This window comes from Sphingobacterium populi (assembly GCF_001586775.1).
GTDB classification, from domain to species: Bacteria; Bacteroidota; Bacteroidia; order Sphingobacteriales; family Sphingobacteriaceae; genus Sphingobacterium; species Sphingobacterium populi.
Genome location: NZ_LQXS01000005.1, coordinates 108,105 through 125,742, shown reverse-complemented (window position 1 = coordinate 125,742; position 17,638 = coordinate 108,105). Strand labels below are relative to the sequence as shown.

Below are 17,638 nucleotides of genomic sequence, written 5' to 3'. Positions count from 1 at the left end.
AGTTAATCGGGTTTATTTATACAATGTTCTGATTTGATCGGAAGCATTTTTGTTGTCTACTTTTTTGATGATGTGTGCGATCTTTCCTTGCTCATCGATCACAAATGTGGTGCGTGCCGTGCCCATGTATTTTTTGCCATACATATTCTTCTCCACCCACACGCCATAGTCATTCACGATCTTCTGATCTTCATCTGCCAGCAAATTAAAAGGAAGCTCATATTTCGCAATGAATTTCTGGTGCGATTGTTCGCTGTCGATACTCACACCTAATACTTCGAAGCCATCGTTCAATAAGCTTTGATAATTATCTCTAAAATTACATGCTTCGGTTGTACAGCCCGGCGTATTATCCTTCGGATAAAAGTACAAGATGACGCGTTTGCCCTTGAAATCTGATAGATGAATGGTATTTCCTGCTTGATTTTTGGCGGTGATAGCTGGAGCTTGATCGCCAATTGCTAATGTGCTCATATGAAATCTTGTTTATCGTGTAAATTCTGCTTGATAGATACGTTCATTATCTTTCCAATCTTTGACCACCAATCGAAACTGGTGTTTTCCTTTGCTTAAGGAAGATTGGAATATGTGCCAGAGGTGTCTGTTTTTCGGATCGTATTCCATCAATACCCATTCGCCATCGATGTACCCGTCGAAAGATTGTATGCCCGAAAAATTATCGGAGATCGTAAAGTCGATCTTCGATTGTTGCGCTACATTTTTCCCATTGCTCAGATTGCGCGGCGTGATGCTCGGAGCTACGGTATCGATTGCTACGTAAAACGAACCTAAATTGCGTGTGTTTACCACTACCCAGCCGTCTTCATATTTACCACCTTCAGAGCCAGATTGTGTTGAAGCGATCAAGGCTTTATCACGTAATCTTTCTGGCAGGCTTGTCGGTTTGATACGCAGTTTGTACGTGGTGAATAAAGGCGTCAGCGGATTGTGTACATGGTGAATCTCAGAAAATCCACCTGCTGGTTTTGCGCTGCTGCTGTAGATGAAATCCAAGTCGGTGTACAACACGCCTTTTGGAATGTCAATTTCGATCAGGGCGTTGGTAAATTGATTGTCTTGGTCGTAAGGCATCAATTGTCCCTTTGCATTATTAGCCTTCGGCCGATAGTTGGCCGAGTTTTGAATCTGGAAGTTCAGTTCCGAGCAATTACCTTTCACATCTTTAACCACGTATTTCACGTCTGTACCTGATTGTCGGTCAGCTCCAGTATTCCATCATTTGGCAGATGATGGAAAATCTCAATCGGATTTCCTGGGTCTTTAAAACTCTTTTGATACTTTGCTTTCGAACGTTTCCATTGTGCATAATCAATGTAAGAATGGATGCCGCGCGAGGTATTGAAATCCAATTCTTCGAAAAGCACCGTCGACATGGGCTTGCCATCAATAAATAGCTCGATCGAATATACTCCGTTTTGAAATCCGCCGGCACGGTGCCGATCAATGGCATTGATTCCTAAACCAAATTTTCCATTTACTGGTATTACTGCATTATTACTCAATTTATAATCTGTACCACTCACCGCACGTACAGATAATGGCCGGCGGGGGGTATGTTCGTTAAAGCGATTTTCTCCCAGGTCGTACACCATCAATCCTTGAATCGTTGGTGCAAAACGATCGGTAAACTGTAAGCCAAAAAGTTGTGTGTTTAGCGGATGTTGGCTTTTGGTATCTCGAAGTTCGAAATGCAAATGTGGGCCACCAGAAGCGCCCGTATTCCCTGAACGCGCAATGACATCGCCTTTTTGAAAATGAAGCGTACCTTTATCGACCATTACATCAACGTCAAAGCGCTTTTGCTTGTATTGCTCTGCCCGAATAATATTAGTGAGCGCATCGTTAAAGTTCTCCAAATGTAGATATACCGATGTGTATCCATTTGGATGATCGATATAAACCGAATTCCCACCGCCGCCAATCTGCACACGAACGCGTGATACATATCCTTCGGCTACGGCATAAACCGGAAGACCAGTCCGCTGTTGCGTACGATAATCATCTCCAGCATGGAAATGGGTGGAGCGCAACTCTCCGAATGTACCCGAAGCGTCGGGAGTGATATTTAGCGGTGATCGAAAGTATTCGATCGGATAATCGCGCGTAGTTATAATATTGTTTTGCTGAGCCTGTACCATCAACCCTGCAAAGAAAGAGGCCAGCAAACCCGAAAGTAATTTCCGCATCGTTTACTTAATTAGACAATAAAACATTTTTTGATCTCCCAAATAACCTTCTAACTTATCGCCAATCTGCACAGGCCCGACGCCTTCTGGCGTGCCGGTGTAGATGAGATCGCCTTTGCGAAGCGTGATCCGCTGGGAGATGTAGGCAATCAATTGATCGAAAGGAAAAATCACATCTTTCGTATTACCTGATTGTACGGTCTCTCCATTTTTTTTCAACGAAAAGGATAAATCGGCCAAATTGCCTAATTCTTCTTTTGGAATCAGCTGACTGATAACAGCGGACTGATCAAATGCTTTGGCCAACTCCCAAGGCAATCCTTTCTCCTTATGCTTTTGCTGAATATCTCGCGCTGTAAAATCAATTCCTAATCCGATAGCGTCATAATACTTATGAGCATATTTTTCAGCAACATGTTTGGCTTCATTGCTAATGCGCAATACCACTTCTACTTCGTAGTGGATGTCTTTCGAAAAATCGGGATAATAAAAATCCTTATTGTCTCTCAACAAAGCAGTATCAGGCTTCAAGAATATGACTGGCTCTTGGGGCACAGGATTGTTCAGCTCTTTCGCGTGGTTTATATAATTACGGCCAATGGCGATGATCTTCATGGAATATGCGAGTTAAAAGTATGCGTTGTGTTGTGCTATTATAAAGCACGTATGTATCTACGTTTAACAAATATAAGCAAATCACAGGCCTAGGCAAAGGCAATGAAATACTCGATCAAATATTGCTTAGAAATACCTAGCAGTGTTTTAAATTATTTTCAAAGAAAATATTTAATTCAATAAGAAATATTTTGTAGTTTTATATCGCATTTAATGATTCTAAACCATCCTTCTAGAACATTAAAAAGCTAACTGCATACTAACCATATAGAAATTAACTTCATGAAAAGTGCATTACTCAGTATTTTAATCATCTGGCTGCTATCACTTGGCGTAAGTCATGCGCAGACACGAACTATTTCCGGACGTATTGTTTCTTCTAGCTCAGGGCAACCATTGGCTGGCGCTACTGTACGCGTAACCGATACAGATATGGCCGTACAGACAGATGCGTTAGGTAACTTTGTTCTCCAATTGCCAGATGATGCATCTAACAGACTGACCATCGATTATGTCGGGTTGCGACAGCAAATTTTTACGATAGGAGCAGATGATACCATTCTGATTAAATTGGAAGACGATGACCAAAGCGTTGGAGATGTTGTCGTTACAGCACTCGGCGTACAACGAACTAGAAACTCGCTAGGCTACAGTGTTCAAGCAATCAAAGGTGAAGAATTAACGATGGTTCGCCAACCAGATTTGAACACCGCATTAGCCGGGAAAATCGCTGGTGTACAAGTGCAGTCTACGTCTGGCGCAGCATTTGGAACGTCGACCATTCGTATTCGCGGTATCAACTCGCTTTCGGGAGGTAATCCCATTTATGTAGTAGATGGTGTGGTTGTCGAGCCAGTAGCGGTGAATATGGACGATGTAGCAGATCTAACTGTACTAAAAGGTCCAGCAGCTACGGCATTGTATGGGCAACGTGGATCGGAAGGAGCTGTCGTGATAAAAACATTAGTAGGGCGTAATCGTGATGGCATTGGTGTGACGTTTAATCAGGCCACGACTTTTGAAAGCGTTTATTTATTACCCAGATACCAAAATGAATATGCTGGCGGCTACACACAAGAATGGTCTACATTTTCATACAACCCCAATGTGGCACCGAGTTATCTAGCTGAGTTTGATGGTGTGAAAATTTTAAATTATGCCGCTGATGAGAGCTGGGGTCCCCGCATGGACGGCACGATGTACATGCCATTTTATGGTTGGGATCCTTCACACCCACAATTTGGACAACTCACTGCGTTGATACCTCAGCCAGATAATGTTCGCAGTTTTTTTAATACAGGAATTACTGCAAACACCAATGTGGCATTTGACAAGGCAGGCGATGATTATCAAACGCGATTCTCTTTTACAAATGTATCTCGTACCGGTATAGTTCCAAATAGCAAGTTGGGAAGAAATTGGCTCTCTTCCAACGCTTCTGTTAATTTGACAGACAGGCTTACCATCTCGGCGATTATGAATTTTCAGCATGAAGTGTATAATAATCGTCCTAATGACGGATATGCGTCACAAACTACGGGATCTTTTAATCAATGGTTCCAACGCCAATTGGATATGAATACCTTGCGAGATTACAGACGGCCAGATGGTACATTTAGGAGCTGGAATATCATCAGCCCAATAAATCCAAATCCGCTTTATTGGGATAATCCATTTACAGAAGCTTATGAAAACACCAGTTTTGATACTTATCAAAGGGTGTATGGTAACATAATGGCAAATTATCAGCTTACCAATGCTTTCAGTGCAGCATTAATTGGTAGGGGGACTTTTAGGAATGCCGAAGAAACAGGGCGAATAGCTAGCAACACGCTTCAGCTTGATCGCTATGTTCAAAACATGAATAACCAAAATGAGGTTAATTACGTGGGTACAGTAGTGTTTAAAGAACAGTATGGCGATTTTAAAATAGATGCGGCTGCCTTTGGTGAGTATCGCCGCAATCAGACACGCTTTACGAATGCTGCCACAGCTGGTGGGTTGGCTGTTCCTGGTCTTTATACACTTGAGGCTTCGGTGGATAGACCAACAGTAGATACTCGATATTTTGATCAACGTGTTCATTCCTTATATGGATATGCGGCAGTAGGCTTTAGAGATTATTTGTACTTGGAGGGTAATATTCGAAATGATTGGTCATCCACATTGCCTGTAGAGAACAACTCCTTCCTATATGGAGGCTTATCGACTTCATTTATTTTTAGTCAGTTCATCGAGCCGAATGACTTCTTCTCGTTCGGTAAAGTGAGAGCGTCCTTTGCGAGAGTAGGTACAGATACGAATCCTTACGAAATTTATCAGACCTATAATCTCCGCCCTGCGTATGGGAATGACCCACAAATGACAGTGCCCGATGTGATTCCAAACCCCAATTTATTACCTACTTTATCCACATCATACGAGATCGGTACAGAATTACGATTTTTTAACAGTCGCTTGTTGTTTGATTTTAACTACTATACGCGTAGTGCCAGAAATCAAATCCTTAATCTGCCAATATCTAGTACCTCTGGTTTTACTAATAGCTTAATCAATGCTGGGCAAATTGACAATTATGGTTTTGAATTTACGTTAGGAGGTACGCCTATCCGTAATAGTAACTTTAAGTGGGATCTTAATGCCAATTTGGGTATTAACAGAAACCAAATTGTACGATTGGACGATCAGGTTAATAACCTGCAAATTGAATTGGATGGTGCACCATCTTCCTTTGGTTTTACAGGTTCGCCACGTATTACACTGAACGCCTATGAGGGTCAAGCTTATGGCCAACTTATAGGAATGGGTATTCTGAAAGATCAAAACGGGAATCGTTTGGTAAACGAGGAAGGATTTTATCAAAGGCAAGATAACATGAATTTGGGTAGCATCATTCCAGATTTTACAGGCGGTTTAACCTCCACTTTTGCCTATAAAAATTTTCATGCAGGATTTTCTCTTGACTTCCAAAAAGGAGGCAAATATATGTCCATCTCCTCCATGTTTGGACATTACTCGGGAATGCTGGAACAAACTGCCGGATTAAACGAACGTGGTGCACCTCGTCGTGATCCAGTTTCTCAAGGGGGCGGAACATTACTGCCAGGTGTAAAACAAGATGGTACCCCCAATGATATTTATGTTGATACGCAACGATTGTATCGAGAAAATATGTTTTCACTGTGGGAAGAATGGGTTTATGATCGCAGTTTTATCAAGATGCGTGAGATCAATCTGGGTTATGATTTGCCAAGTAGATTATTTCACAACACACCATTTAGAACAGTTAGTTTTTCGCTCATCGCCACTAACCCTTGGTTGATATACGCGCAAAATCGAAATGTAGATCCTACTATCCTCGAAACTTCATGGTTTGAAGGAGGGCAATTGCCGAGTACGCGTTCGTGGGGTTTTAGTTTAAAGGTCGGTTTATAAATAATTATGGTATAGGTGATTTTATTAATATTAATAATTATGAAAAAATACGTGAAAATAGGATTTGCATTAGCGCTTACGCTATGCCTAATAAATATAAGTAGTTGTACAAAGAATTTTGAATCCATCAATAGAAGTCCAAACGATGCTCAAAACCCAAATACAAGATTGTTACTTACCAGTGCGTTGCGCTCGTTAGGCAGTCAGGCGGAAGGAGTTGCCGGATTTGTAAAGGATTTGTATCCGCAATATATGGCTGAAATTCAGTATACCAATGAGTCTAGGTTTATGAACATCATTTATGACTTTTATCCTATCTATTCGGTGCCATTGCAAGACTTGCAAACGATTATAAACCTGAATCTCAATCCTGAAACGGCCTCACAAATATATGTGACAGATGGTGGCGATCGAGAAAGTCAAATCAATGTAGCGCGCGTTCTAAAAGCATTTTATTTTATGCATTTGACCGATCGTTGGGGGATGATTCCTTATAGCGAAGCATTGCAAGGTCGGGCTAATGTAACGCCTAAATATGATACGCAAGAAGAAATTTACGATGCATTATTCATCGAGTTGCGTGAAGCGCAAGAGCAATTGCGTGAAGGTGGTAATGTCAATGGCGATATTCTTTTTAATGGTGATGTAAATCTTTGGGCAAAGTGGGCTAATACGCTACGTATGGCTGCTGCACTGCATATTCGAAATGTAAACCCTGAAAAGGCTCGGGCTGAATTTATCGCTGCGCACGAAGCGGGCGGGATATCGTCCAATAGTGAAAATGCGGTATTCCGGTATCTGAGCGATGCCAATAATCAGAGCCCGTTATTTACAAACTATGTAGCCACTAATCGTGTCGATTATGCGGTGAGTGAATATTTAATTAATCAATTGATATTATATCAGGATCCTAGGCTACCGATTTACGCATTGCCCGCGATAAACACGGGAGATTTTGTCGGTATGCCGTATGGTTTGCCGACTGAGGAAACTAGCGCCTACAATCGTGAAAATGTTTCTTTGATCGGTCACCGTTTCACAGCGCAAAATGCAGAACTTGCACTGAGCACCTTCGCACAAGTCGAATTTATGTTGGCAGAAGCCGCTTTTCTCGGCTGGATTCCTGATGCGCAATCGCACTATTTAAATGGCATACGTGCTTCTTTAGCTCAGTACGATTTGCAAGAAGCATTTACCACCTATGTAGCGCAGCCACTGGTTGCATATAATGCTGTAAATGGATTGGAGCAAATCATCAAGCAAAAATGGATCGCGAATTATATGGCTAATGGATACGAATCGTGGACAGATTGGCGACGTACAGGATTTCCTACTTTAGACCCAGGGCCATCACCGCAAAATACCAACGGGAGTTTGCCAAGAAGACAAGCTTATACAACGGAAGAAGCAGGTCGAAATACACAAAATTATCGAGATGCCATTGCACGCCAAGGAGCGGATGCGCTAACTACCCGAATTTGGTGGGACATCGAAGATTAAGGTAATTATTAGTAGTAGTAGTAGTGTAGTATAAATGAGAAAGGATTGCTTAAGCGATCCTTTTTTGCTTTTGTATAGACGCCGTACAGGCTATGATGTGTCATATTATAGATCAGCCTCACCCAACTTTCATTTTTATTTGTAAATTGGCACATCAATTATCTACAAACACACAACATGAAGAGAAGAGAGATCATCAAACAGATGTTTGTGATGGCGGGTGGTTTATTGATTGCTAGTTCCTGCGATTTTAGTGGTAAAAAAGCATCAATCGCCCTTCAAAATATCGATTTTTCAGCCGAAGATGAGGCACTTCTGGGTCGCTTAGTGAACGTAATCATTCCAGAGAATGATTCGCCGGGTGGTAAGAGCCTCAATTTGCATTTATTCGTGATGAAAATGCTGGACGATTGCGCATCGCCAGAGCAGCAAGACAGTTTTTTAGTGGGGCTTAAGAAATGCCGTAAAGAAACGGGTACTGACGATGCCAAGACCTTGTCTTATCTCAAAGATTTGCCGGAAGATGATCAATTTGCAAAAATCCTGAAAGCTCGTACGCTGCAAGGTTACCTCAATTCCGAGTACGTGATGACCAACAAACTAATTTACGAATTGGTGCCGGGCAGATATGATGGTGCTGTAAAGATAAACGCGTAAAAGAAGTATGGCAAATTTAAATATTGACTCGGTCAAAGACAGAACCTACGATGCGATAGTGATCGGGTCGGGAATCAGTGGCGGATGGTCAGCAAAAGAGTTGTGCGAAAAGGGATTGAAAACACTTGTGCTGGAGCGCGGTCGCGATGTGAAACACATCAAAGACTATCCGACTACCAATATGAACCCGTGGGAATTCGAGCACCGTAATGAGATGCCTTTTGCAGATAAGCAAGAAAACCCCATTGTAAGCCGCTGCTATGCATACCACGAAGATGCAGCGCATTTCTTCGTCAAGGATAAAGAGCATCCTTACGTACAAGATAAACCATTTGACTGGATTCGTGGATATCAAGTAGGCGGAAAATCTTTACTATGGGCAAGACAGACACAGCGTTGGTCCGATTTCGATTTTGACGGTCCGCAGCGCGATGGGTTTGCGGTCGATTGGCCGATTCGCTACCAAGATCTAAAACCTTGGTATGATTATGTAGAACGTTTCGCCGGAATCTCTGGTGACAAAGATGGCTTACCAGAATTGCCTGACGGCGAATTCTTGCCAGCATATCCGCTAAATGTGGTCGAGAAATACTTTAAGCAACAAATGGAAGGTAAATATCCAGAGCGAAAAGTCATTGCTGCACGTTGTGCTCATATTTCCAAACCTCAACCTATACATATCGAACAAGGTCGGACCCAATGCCAGAATAGAACATTGTGTCAGCGCGGTTGTCCATTCGGCGGTTATTTTAGCTCAAACGCTTCGACACTGCCATGGGCAGCAAAAACTGGTAATATGACCTTGCGTCCTGATGCTGTCGTACACTCTATCCTATACGATCAAGACAAGGGCAAAGCAATCGGCGTACGTGTGATCGATCGCAATACGAAGGAAGAGATCGATTTCTATGCAAAAGTGATCTTCGTGAATGCTGCCGCGATCAATACCAACCTCATTTTGCTGAACTCTAAATCTGAACGTTTTCCGAACGGGTTAGGAAATGATAGTGGTACGTTAGGCAAATATGTGGCCTTTCATAATTATAGTGCGCGAATTTATGCTGAATATGAAGGATTGCTGGATTATACGACCGAAGGTCGCAATCCTGCTGGCGGCGGCTATATACCACGATTCCGGAATTTGCATAAACAAGAAACAGATTATCTTCGCGGTTATGCGGCTGGATTTGGCGCTTGGCGTTCTAAAAATTCGGATCGTAGCGGTTGGGGCGACGATTTGAAGAATTCTTTGCTAAATCCCGAATGGGGCAATTGGGGTGTAGGCTCGCACATGATGGGAGAAACTATTCCAAAAGAAGCCAGTTATGTCGCGCTAGACGGATCGCAAAAGGATGATTGGGGAATTCCACTGCTTCATATCTCGGTAGATTATGATGATAACGACGCCAAGATGAAGAAAGATTACCTCGATACCATGGAAGAAATGTTTACTGAAGCCGGTTTTACCAATATCCGCCGCGATGAGAATTCCCAAGCTCCTGGTTTGGATATCCATGAGATGGGCGGTGCCCGAATGGGACATGATCCCAAGACATCTGTCTTGAACAAATGGAACCAAATGCATGATGTACCGAATGTCTTTGTTACAGACGGTGCCGCCATGACATCAACCTCCACACAAAATCCTTCCTTGACCTATATGGCTTTTTCGGCTCGATCGGTAGATTATGCTGTAAATGAACTGAAAAAAGGTAATCTATAGCATATCCATCCTAAACATCATGCACGGAATGCGGAAAATATTTGGAAAAAATATTTCCGCATTCCGTTAAAGTTTTGTTAATTGCTGCTGAAGAACACACAATTATAAACATCGGAGGTCAACGCTTATTCTTCATTTAATAAGCATTTTTTTATCGACCCTCGATAAAACGATTTAGCACAATTTTAAATTTAATGATGTTATGAAAAACATGTACAATCCTGATGGGCGTCTGTGGACTGCGCTATTAGCTGTTGCTGCACTGAGCTTCAATAGTTTGCAAGCGATTCCAAATTCTCCTCGCGCTAGTGAGCGGGCACAGATTACACAGCGCCAAGAAAAGGTGATGGGTCGAGTGAACGACGCTAGTACCAATGAACCTATTAGCGGTGTCACGATTACCGTAAGAGGAACCAATGTAAGTACGCAAACAGACGAAAACGGGCAGTTTACCATTGATGCTAGCAATGGACAAACGCTTGTTGCTACTTTTTTAGGCTACAAAAGAGCCGAAATGCGTGTTAGTTCTACTACTGTAAACTTTTCATTGGATACCGAAGGCGAAGATCTGGAAGAAGTCGTAGTAGTAGGTTACGGTACCATGCGAAAGTCCGATGTTACTGGTTCGATTTCCGTGGCTAAAGGGGAAGAAATGGTAAAAGCACAGAACTTTAGTGCGCTGGATAACTTGCGTGGCCAAGCTGCTGGTGTGAATGTGTACTCCAATTCTAGTCAACCTGGTGCCTATGCCAACAGAGTTGTGATCCGAGGTACCGCTACGATTAACTCCGCGTCAAACCCTTTGTACGTTGTGGATGGTGTAGTAATGGAAAATTTCCATTTACTTAACCCGAATGACATTGAGCGTATGGAAGTCTTAAAAGACGCTTCATCTGCCGCGATCTATGGAGCACGCGGTGCTAATGGGGTAATATTAGTGACGACCAAACGTGGTTCAAAAGATGGTCGCAGAACATTGAGCTATCAAGGATCGACCAGTATCAGTTCTCCTCAACGTTACATGGATTTATTAGATGCGAATCAGTGGGTTGATGCCTTTATGATTGGTCTGGAAAACGAGAATCGCTATCAAGGATATGAATGGTCATTAGATCGGAGGGATTGGTTTAATGATCCCAATTACTTTGATGGAAATGGAAATCCTTTATATAATACCGATTGGCAACGTGAAGCGACCCGTACAGCGATCTCTCAAAACCATCAATTAAATATTCAGCAGGGCGATGAGAATTCGTCAATGGGTGCTTTCATCAACTATACCGACCAACAGGGTATAGTCAATAATACGTTCAATAAACGTTTGAACGGTAAATTAGCGTATGATACTAAAGTCAAAGACTGGCTTTCTGCTAGTATCAATTTAACCGCAAATCATACTTTCGGTCGTTTCACACCAGAAGATGGTGGTGGTCAGGAAGCCCGTCGGACGATGATTGAGATGCTACCTTGGTTACCGGTTTACCAACCTAATGGCGAATACACTTATTCGGGTTCATCTACCGTCAATGGAGTACTAGGTTTTGAAGGAATGTCTAACCCGGTGTCTATTTTAGATTTGCAGGAAAGACGTCGTGCCAACACACAAATATTTGGTAATGCCGCGTTGACTTTCCATCTTGCAGATGGTTTGGATTTAAAAACCCAGTACGGTGTAGATAAACAAAGAAGATTATATAATGGTTATTCTTCGATCTTATTGCATAATATCTCCCGTCCAAATGGTTGGGCAGAGATAGAAAATGAAGATACTTTCTACTGGCAACAGGAAACCTACCTAACGTATAACAAGCAGTTTGATAATCACCGTATTAATGCGATGGCCGGTCTCTCTTGGCAAGAACGTACTCGGGATTTTAGTTTCAACCGTACGGAGGGTTTTACTAACGACTTCTTTAAATGGAATAATATGGCGGCAGGCTCCTTGCCACAAGCGCCTCAATCTGCTTATGATCGTTGGGCCATGAATTCCTATTTTATGCGTGCATCATATACGTTGAATGACAAATATACTGCGACAGTAACCGGACGCTACGATGGTTCATCACGTTTTGGTGCCAATAATAAATATGCTTTCTTCCCATCTATGGGTCTGGCTTGGATTGCCTCCAATGAATCTTTCTTACAAGGAGTTAGTTGGTTAAATAATTTGAAATTCCGTTCTAGCTTTGGTATCACCGGTAACTCGGAGATCAATCCGTATCAGGCGATTGCTCGTGCTTTGAATGGTACGCAAGTTGGTAATAATACCCGTGTCCCTTATTCTTATTTACAATTCTTACCTAACCCAGATTTGCGTTGGGAGAAGACGGCGACAATCGATGGTGGTTTCGAAATGGGATTATTTCAAAATCGGTTAAACTTTGATATTTCCTACTATAATCGTAGAACCACCGACTTATTGCTAGAAGCTCCTCTTCCGTATGCTTCTGGATTTGATTTTGTGATGCGTAATATTGGTGCCGTTAACAATAAAGGTTTCGATATTATGATTAGTGGTTCTCCAGTGAGAAATGAGAATTTCCAATGGACTTCTACGCTAAACATGAACTACAACAAAAATGAGGTGATCCGTTTAGGGGATGATAATGCCGATATCTTGTTGAACAATTTTGTGGGCGCACCAAACAGTATCATTCGTGTGGGCGAAAACTTAAATAGCTTTTATGGATACCGTCGTAATGGCATCTTTACCGTAGAAGATTTTGAAAATGGTTTGATCGATGCAGACCAAATTGGTAGACCAAATCGCTCCAACAATCAAGAAATCTTAGGAAAAGGTATTCCAGATTGGTCGGGAAGTTTTATCAATACCTTTGCCTATAAAGGTTTTGATATGACGGTAGATATGCAAATCGTATACGGAGTAGAGACCTTACAGCAGTTTTATCACTCTACGTACGACCGTTTTGGTATTACAAATGGCTTGAGTGACATCCTTACAGATGCATATAGTCCTTCCAATCCAAATACGATGCAGCAGGCTATTTTCTTGACCAATAACGGACATGCCGGGCAGAATACAGTAGTTGATTCTTCTTGGATTGTAGATGGTTCATTTTTGCGTTTCAACTTAATCCAATTAGGGTATAGCTTCAATTCGGATTGGGCACAGCGTTTAGGAATCTCTGCATTACGTGTCTATGCGAGTGCAAACAACCCATGGGTGATTACCTCAAAAGACTTCAGAGGATATGATCCGGAAAGTACTTCTACTGGAGATGACAACAAGTTTGGCCAAAACGTCACGTTCTTTTCATATCCTAGAGCTAAGACATTTACTTTTGGTTTGAATCTTACCCTGTAATTTAATTACCTAATATTTACACTAATGAACATTAAATATATCATACTAGGCCTTTGCGGATCAGCTTTGCTGACGATGAATGCCTGTAAAGACTTTTTGGATGAAAATCCTAGAACAGAAGTAGGAGGAGATAGTTATTACAAAACGCAGGCACAAGCTTTGGAGAATATCAATAGCTTGTACCGCATCGGCGGACCTACGTTTTATGGTAACGCCAATGGCGCCTATCAAGGTCCCTTCGCTTCCATACCTGTTATGTTAACCGGCTATTTTACGAACAGTTACGAAGGTCAAGAATTAATCAATTTGTATTCGCGGCAACTCACTCGTCAGCAAAATACCCGTGTTGTTTCCAATAGAATGAATGATATCTGGAACAACTCCTTCTTAGCGATCAACATTGCCAATGGTGCTATTAAGAATATTCCGAACATTGAGATGGCGGATAATTTAAAGAGTCAGTACATTGCAGAAGCACGCTTTTTCAGAGCCTTTAATTATTTCTATCTAGTCAAAATGTTTGGTGCCTTACCATTATCTACCGAGCCATACGATTCGCTGGATCGAGATTTCTTTTTAGAGCGTAGTTCGGTAGAAGAAGTATATGCAGTTATTGAAGAGGATCTGATTGCGGCTGTAGAAGCTTTGCCCAATGGCATCTTCAATACTAGCGGACGACGGGTAAATCGCAATGTGGCTGCTATGGCTTTGGCCAATGTATATTTGCAGCAAAGTAAATTTCCAGAAGCAGCGCAGTACATTGATATTGTTCTTCAATCCGGCCATGCTCTGGCACCGAATACTGACCTTGGGGCAAATAGTGGGTATAATAAACTGCGTACTTCCGATGTTTTGGACGAAACTATTTATTCTTTCGAGTTTGATGCCGTGATCAATCCAGGAGGATCTTGGCCAACGTACGGTTTCACTGCTTCTGCAAACTCCGTATTTGATAAATACACTATTTTTGAAAGAGCTTACGGTCCGACAAATCGTTTCTTAAATATTTACGAAGATGATGATTTGCGCATTCAGCCAAACCAGTTTTATCATTGGGAATATACCAACCCAGATAATGGCGAAACTTGGACAGGTGGTAATGTAGCCGGTGTATGGTATTTTGTGGAAGAAGATGCCTTGTTGAATACAGGACGCTCGATCAAAGACCGTAATATCTATCGCTACGCCGAGGCATTATTGATTGCTGCCGAAGCAAAAGCAAGAGCCACTGGGGTCGCTACTGCAGCAGGACATCTAGCAGAAGTGAGAGCGCGTGCGAGTACAACTGGTGAAACAGTAGCACAAATCACCGCTCAATTACAAAGCTTGTCGGTGGAGCAATTTGTACAAGAAGTGTGGAAAGAACGCTTGCGCGAATTACCACTTGAATTTAAGATGTGGGATGACTGTCTACGGACGGGCATGTTCCCTAATATTTCATCGACTGAAAAGGGACAAGTTACTTTCCAATCGCTTGTAGGTGCTGCCAATGGTTCTGGTGCTACCTTTAAAGAGTCGGATTTACTTTTTCCGATTTCGATGGATGAGTTGCAACGAAATAAAAACCTTACACAAAATCCAGAGTATCAAACAAATTAATCCATTGATACTTTAATAGGGAAAGCTACAGCATATATGCTGTAGCTTTTTTTTGTCTATTATAATTTTCCTTGAAAGAAATAAAATATGTGTCAATAATAGATTACATTTGATCGAGGAGCAAGTAACTGCAGTGCATGAAAAACTGCGCGACCCCAATTAATACTCCTCAGATAAGAAATATGACATATGTAAAAGCCAAAAGTCCCTATTGGTTGGCCGGATTATTAAGCACATTGGTCGGATTGGGTATCGGAAGATTTGCCTATACTGCCTTAATTCCTTTACTTATCGACGATGGCTGGAGTTCTTCTTTTGAAGCAGCACAACTTGGTGCTGCTGCGCTGGTGGGATATCTTGCTGGCCCTCTTTTTATCAATTTCACTCCAGATCGATTCCGAGCATCCGTATTAATCAAAATAGCTTTAATTATGTGTGCGTTGGGCTATATTATGCTCGCTTTCCACGATTTAGGTTTTTATTGGATGTATGTTTGGCGGTTCATTGCCGGTTTTGGTGGTGCTTTGCTGATGGTGCTTTCGCCTACGCTAATATTGCCATTTTATAAAAAATCTAAAAATAGAGGACTTATTTCTGGTATCGTTTTTTCTGGAATTGGTATTGGAGTATGCGTTTCCGGATTGTTAATTCCCTATCTATACCAGCGTATTGGTTTGTCTGAAGTTTTCGTCGCCCTCGGTGTGGTTTGCTTACTTTTCACGTGGTTTACCTGGAACACGTGGGATCGCGTTCCTGTCGCTTCAGAAAGCAAGCAAATGGATGATAACGCAAAGCCATCGATCGTTAGATTCGACTACCGCAATCGGAACTTCTTGCTACTTCTGACAGCCTATTGCTGTAACGCCATTGGTTATCTACCGCACACACTTTTTTATGTAGATTTTCTAGTGAGACAGGTGCATAAGAGCTTTGTTTTTGGCTCGATGGGATGGGCTGTTTTTGGCTTCGGAGCATTACTCGGTCCGGTGTTATTGGGCAAATTGTCTGATCTTATCGGCATTAAGAAGACCATTTTAATCAGTTATTTTACAGATTGTATAGCCGTAATTATGCCGGTCTTTATTCAGCATGATATCGCATTGTACGTGTCTTCTTTTATTGTAGGTTTTTTTACGCCAGGTATGATTACCTTAATATCTGCTTATGCCTTGCGGATTTTTGGAGATTTGAGGTATAAACTGGCTTGGAGCAACCTCACATTAGGTTTTTCTTTTTTTCAGGCTATTGGTGGATTTTCTATGGCTTTTTTGATTAAGAATGATAATTATTATCCGCTATTTTATATCGGAAGCGTATTTATGATGGTTTCCTTTGTCGCTATTTTTGCGATAAATCATCGCGATGTGGAAGCGTGATAATACATTGTATCGAAAATAACGATACCAATGCTGGCAAATAATCCCGCTAAATTAATAACGCCGTGAAGAATCTGCTCTGCACGGCGTTATTACTATTAATCAGTATGCTATAAATATAGGTCGTGATACGATTTATATATCTACTGTAGCATCCATTTCAAAATCTTCGTGCATTAAATGCACAATCTCTGTAGCTTTCTCGTAGTTGGTTGATTTTTTGGAAAAGAAATCGTGTTGAGTGGTTTCGGTGCTTAGTCCATTCATTACGATAGGATTTACTTGCTTCACTTCGAAGATCGGCTCAAACGCCAAATTCATCAAAGCCTTATTGCCGTTATAACGCACATATTCTTTCACCTCAGCCGTTAATCCTACGACTGTATACAATTCTTCTGTGTATTTCAATTCATTCTCGTACAAGTCATTTAAAAGCGTCAAGAAACGCGCTTTGACTTCTTCCTTGTTCGGCAATCTATTGAATACTTCTTGCGCCATCAAGCCCACGAATACACCGTGGATCGATTCGTCTGCAATGATTTTTTTGATGATGTCTGCTGAAGCCACCATTTGCCCTTGGCCGCATAACCACAGTGGCAAGAAGAAGCCTGAATAGAATAAGAAAGACTCCAATAATACGGAAGCTCCTAAGGCCATAAAAAGCTCTTCGTCAGTGACCGTTTCTTTGTCGATCGCGCGGTAATATTGATCGATAGTCGATGCCTTATACTGCAAAAATTTATTTTCGGATACCCAGCCAAATACATCGTTGATCTCATTGGTTGTTGATACCGTCGTGAAGATCGTAGAATAAGATTTGGCATGGATTGCTTCCATCATACACATGTACGATAACACCGCTTTATTCTGCAAAGAATTGATATGATCAATGATCTTAGGCATACCGGTATGGCTTTGCAAGGTATCTAGCAAAGTCAAACCGCCCAAGGCTTTTTTATAGCACTCTTTCATATCCCAGCTCAAGCCTTTCCAGCTATCAATATCCTTAGAAGGAATGTATTCGGTATCGATCCAAAATTGCTTAATATTCTGTTCCCAGAACATCAATGCATAATCATTATCGGGTGTGTTCCAGTTTACTGCGGTATATTGTTTGCTCATGGTGTGCTTTATAACTTAAAGAAACTGAATCGGTATACCGAGGTATTCCGATTCAGTTCCGATTGGGATTGAATTATAC

Annotated in this window: 12 protein-coding genes; 7 read left to right on the top strand and 5 right to left on the bottom strand. The window is 41.7% G+C overall.

The features are described from left to right. Positions 1–12 precede the first annotated feature (12 nt). The 4 genes from bcp to A0125_RS12745 are packed head-to-tail and all read right to left on the bottom strand — an operon-like array spanning position 13 to position 2,822. Positions 13–474, bottom strand: a complete 462-nt coding sequence (gene bcp, locus A0125_RS12755) for a thioredoxin-dependent thiol peroxidase (protein WP_066756853.1) — start codon at positions 472–474, stop codon at positions 13–15. Between the two features lie 12 nt (positions 475–486). Beyond that, positions 487–1,200 (bottom strand): hypothetical protein, encoded by a 714-nt coding sequence (locus tag A0125_RS16215; protein WP_231863231.1) that lies wholly within the window; start codon positions 1,198–1,200, stop codon positions 487–489. After that, positions 1,197–2,207: a M23 family metallopeptidase gene (locus A0125_RS16210; RefSeq protein WP_231863230.1), complete on the bottom strand. Its 1,011-nt coding sequence runs from the start codon at positions 2,205–2,207 to the stop codon at positions 1,197–1,199. Before A0125_RS16210 ends, A0125_RS16215 begins: the two co-directional genes overlap by 4 nt. A 3-nt stretch (positions 2,208–2,210) precedes the next feature. After that, positions 2,211–2,822: a fumarylacetoacetate hydrolase family protein gene (locus A0125_RS12745; RefSeq protein ID WP_066756850.1), complete on the bottom strand. Its 612-nt coding sequence runs from the start codon at positions 2,820–2,822 to the stop codon at positions 2,211–2,213. Positions 2,823–3,104: 282 nt separating this feature from the next. Between A0125_RS12745 and A0125_RS12740 the strand changes: the two genes are divergently transcribed. The 7 genes from A0125_RS12740 (at position 3,105) to A0125_RS12710 (ending at position 16,437) form a co-directional block, all read left to right on the top strand. Beyond that, the gene (locus A0125_RS12740; RefSeq protein ID WP_066756846.1) at positions 3,105–6,257 is read left to right on the top strand and encodes a SusC/RagA family TonB-linked outer membrane protein; all 3,153 of its coding nucleotides are present in this window, start codon (positions 3,105–3,107) and stop codon (positions 6,255–6,257) included. 39 nt (positions 6,258–6,296) lie between these two features. Continuing rightward, a complete protein-coding gene (locus A0125_RS12735) occupies positions 6,297–7,757 on the top strand; it encodes a SusD/RagB family nutrient-binding outer membrane lipoprotein (protein ID WP_066756842.1) in 1,461 nt (486 codons plus the stop codon). Positions 7,758–7,934: 177 nt separating this feature from the next. After that, positions 7,935–8,414 carry a gluconate 2-dehydrogenase subunit 3 family protein gene (locus tag A0125_RS12730; protein ID WP_066756839.1) on the top strand — a complete coding sequence of 160 codons (480 nt, stop codon included), beginning with the start codon at positions 7,935–7,937 and terminating at the stop codon, positions 8,412–8,414. A gap of 7 nt (positions 8,415–8,421) precedes the next feature. Further along, positions 8,422–10,137 carry a GMC oxidoreductase gene (locus A0125_RS12725; RefSeq protein WP_066756836.1) on the top strand — a complete coding sequence of 572 codons (1,716 nt, stop codon included), beginning with the start codon at positions 8,422–8,424 and terminating at the stop codon, positions 10,135–10,137. Between the two features lie 202 nt (positions 10,138–10,339). Next, positions 10,340–13,462 carry a SusC/RagA family TonB-linked outer membrane protein gene (locus A0125_RS12720; RefSeq protein ID WP_066756833.1) on the top strand — a complete coding sequence of 1,041 codons (3,123 nt, stop codon included), beginning with the start codon at positions 10,340–10,342 and terminating at the stop codon, positions 13,460–13,462. Positions 13,463–13,486: 24 nt separating this feature from the next. Further along, positions 13,487–15,061 (top strand): RagB/SusD family nutrient uptake outer membrane protein, encoded by a 1,575-nt coding sequence (locus tag A0125_RS12715; protein WP_066756830.1) that lies wholly within the window; start codon positions 13,487–13,489, stop codon positions 15,059–15,061. A 182-nt stretch (positions 15,062–15,243) separates the two neighbouring features. Beyond that, positions 15,244–16,437, top strand: coding sequence for a YbfB/YjiJ family MFS transporter (locus A0125_RS12710; RefSeq protein WP_066756828.1), 1,194 nt, complete (start codon positions 15,244–15,246; stop codon positions 16,435–16,437). Between the two features lie 135 nt (positions 16,438–16,572). Here the strand turns inward: A0125_RS12710 and nrdF are convergent, their stop codons facing one another. Beyond that, the gene (nrdF, locus tag A0125_RS12705) at positions 16,573–17,559 is read right to left on the bottom strand and encodes a class 1b ribonucleoside-diphosphate reductase subunit beta (protein ID WP_066756822.1); all 987 of its coding nucleotides are present in this window, start codon (positions 17,557–17,559) and stop codon (positions 16,573–16,575) included. Positions 17,560–17,638: the final 79 nt, after the last annotated feature.

What these genes read in the sequence shown, in the direction of transcription:
- bcp (WP_066756853.1), bottom strand. Translation starts at nt 474, where the DNA reads ATGAGCACATTAGCAATTGGCGATCAAGCTCCAGCTATCACCGCCAAA.
- A0125_RS16210 (WP_231863230.1), bottom strand. Translation starts at nt 2,207, where the DNA reads ATGCGGAAATTACTTTCGGGTTTGCTGGCCTCTTTCTTTGCAGGGTTG.
- A0125_RS12745 (WP_066756850.1), bottom strand. Translation starts at nt 2,822, where the DNA reads ATGAAGATCATCGCCATTGGCCGTAATTATATAAACCACGCGAAAGAG.
- A0125_RS12740 (WP_066756846.1), top strand. Translation starts at nt 3,105, where the DNA reads ATGAAAAGTGCATTACTCAGTATTTTAATCATCTGGCTGCTATCACTT.
- A0125_RS12735 (WP_066756842.1), top strand. Translation starts at nt 6,297, where the DNA reads ATGAAAAAATACGTGAAAATAGGATTTGCATTAGCGCTTACGCTATGC.
- A0125_RS12730 (WP_066756839.1), top strand. Translation starts at nt 7,935, where the DNA reads ATGAAGAGAAGAGAGATCATCAAACAGATGTTTGTGATGGCGGGTGGT.
- A0125_RS12725 (WP_066756836.1), top strand. Translation starts at nt 8,422, where the DNA reads ATGGCAAATTTAAATATTGACTCGGTCAAAGACAGAACCTACGATGCG.
- A0125_RS12720 (WP_066756833.1), top strand. Translation starts at nt 10,340, where the DNA reads ATGAAAAACATGTACAATCCTGATGGGCGTCTGTGGACTGCGCTATTA.
- A0125_RS12715 (WP_066756830.1), top strand. Translation starts at nt 13,487, where the DNA reads ATGAACATTAAATATATCATACTAGGCCTTTGCGGATCAGCTTTGCTG.
- A0125_RS12710 (WP_066756828.1), top strand. Translation starts at nt 15,244, where the DNA reads ATGACATATGTAAAAGCCAAAAGTCCCTATTGGTTGGCCGGATTATTA.
- nrdF (WP_066756822.1), bottom strand. Translation starts at nt 17,559, where the DNA reads ATGAGCAAACAATATACCGCAGTAAACTGGAACACACCCGATAATGAT.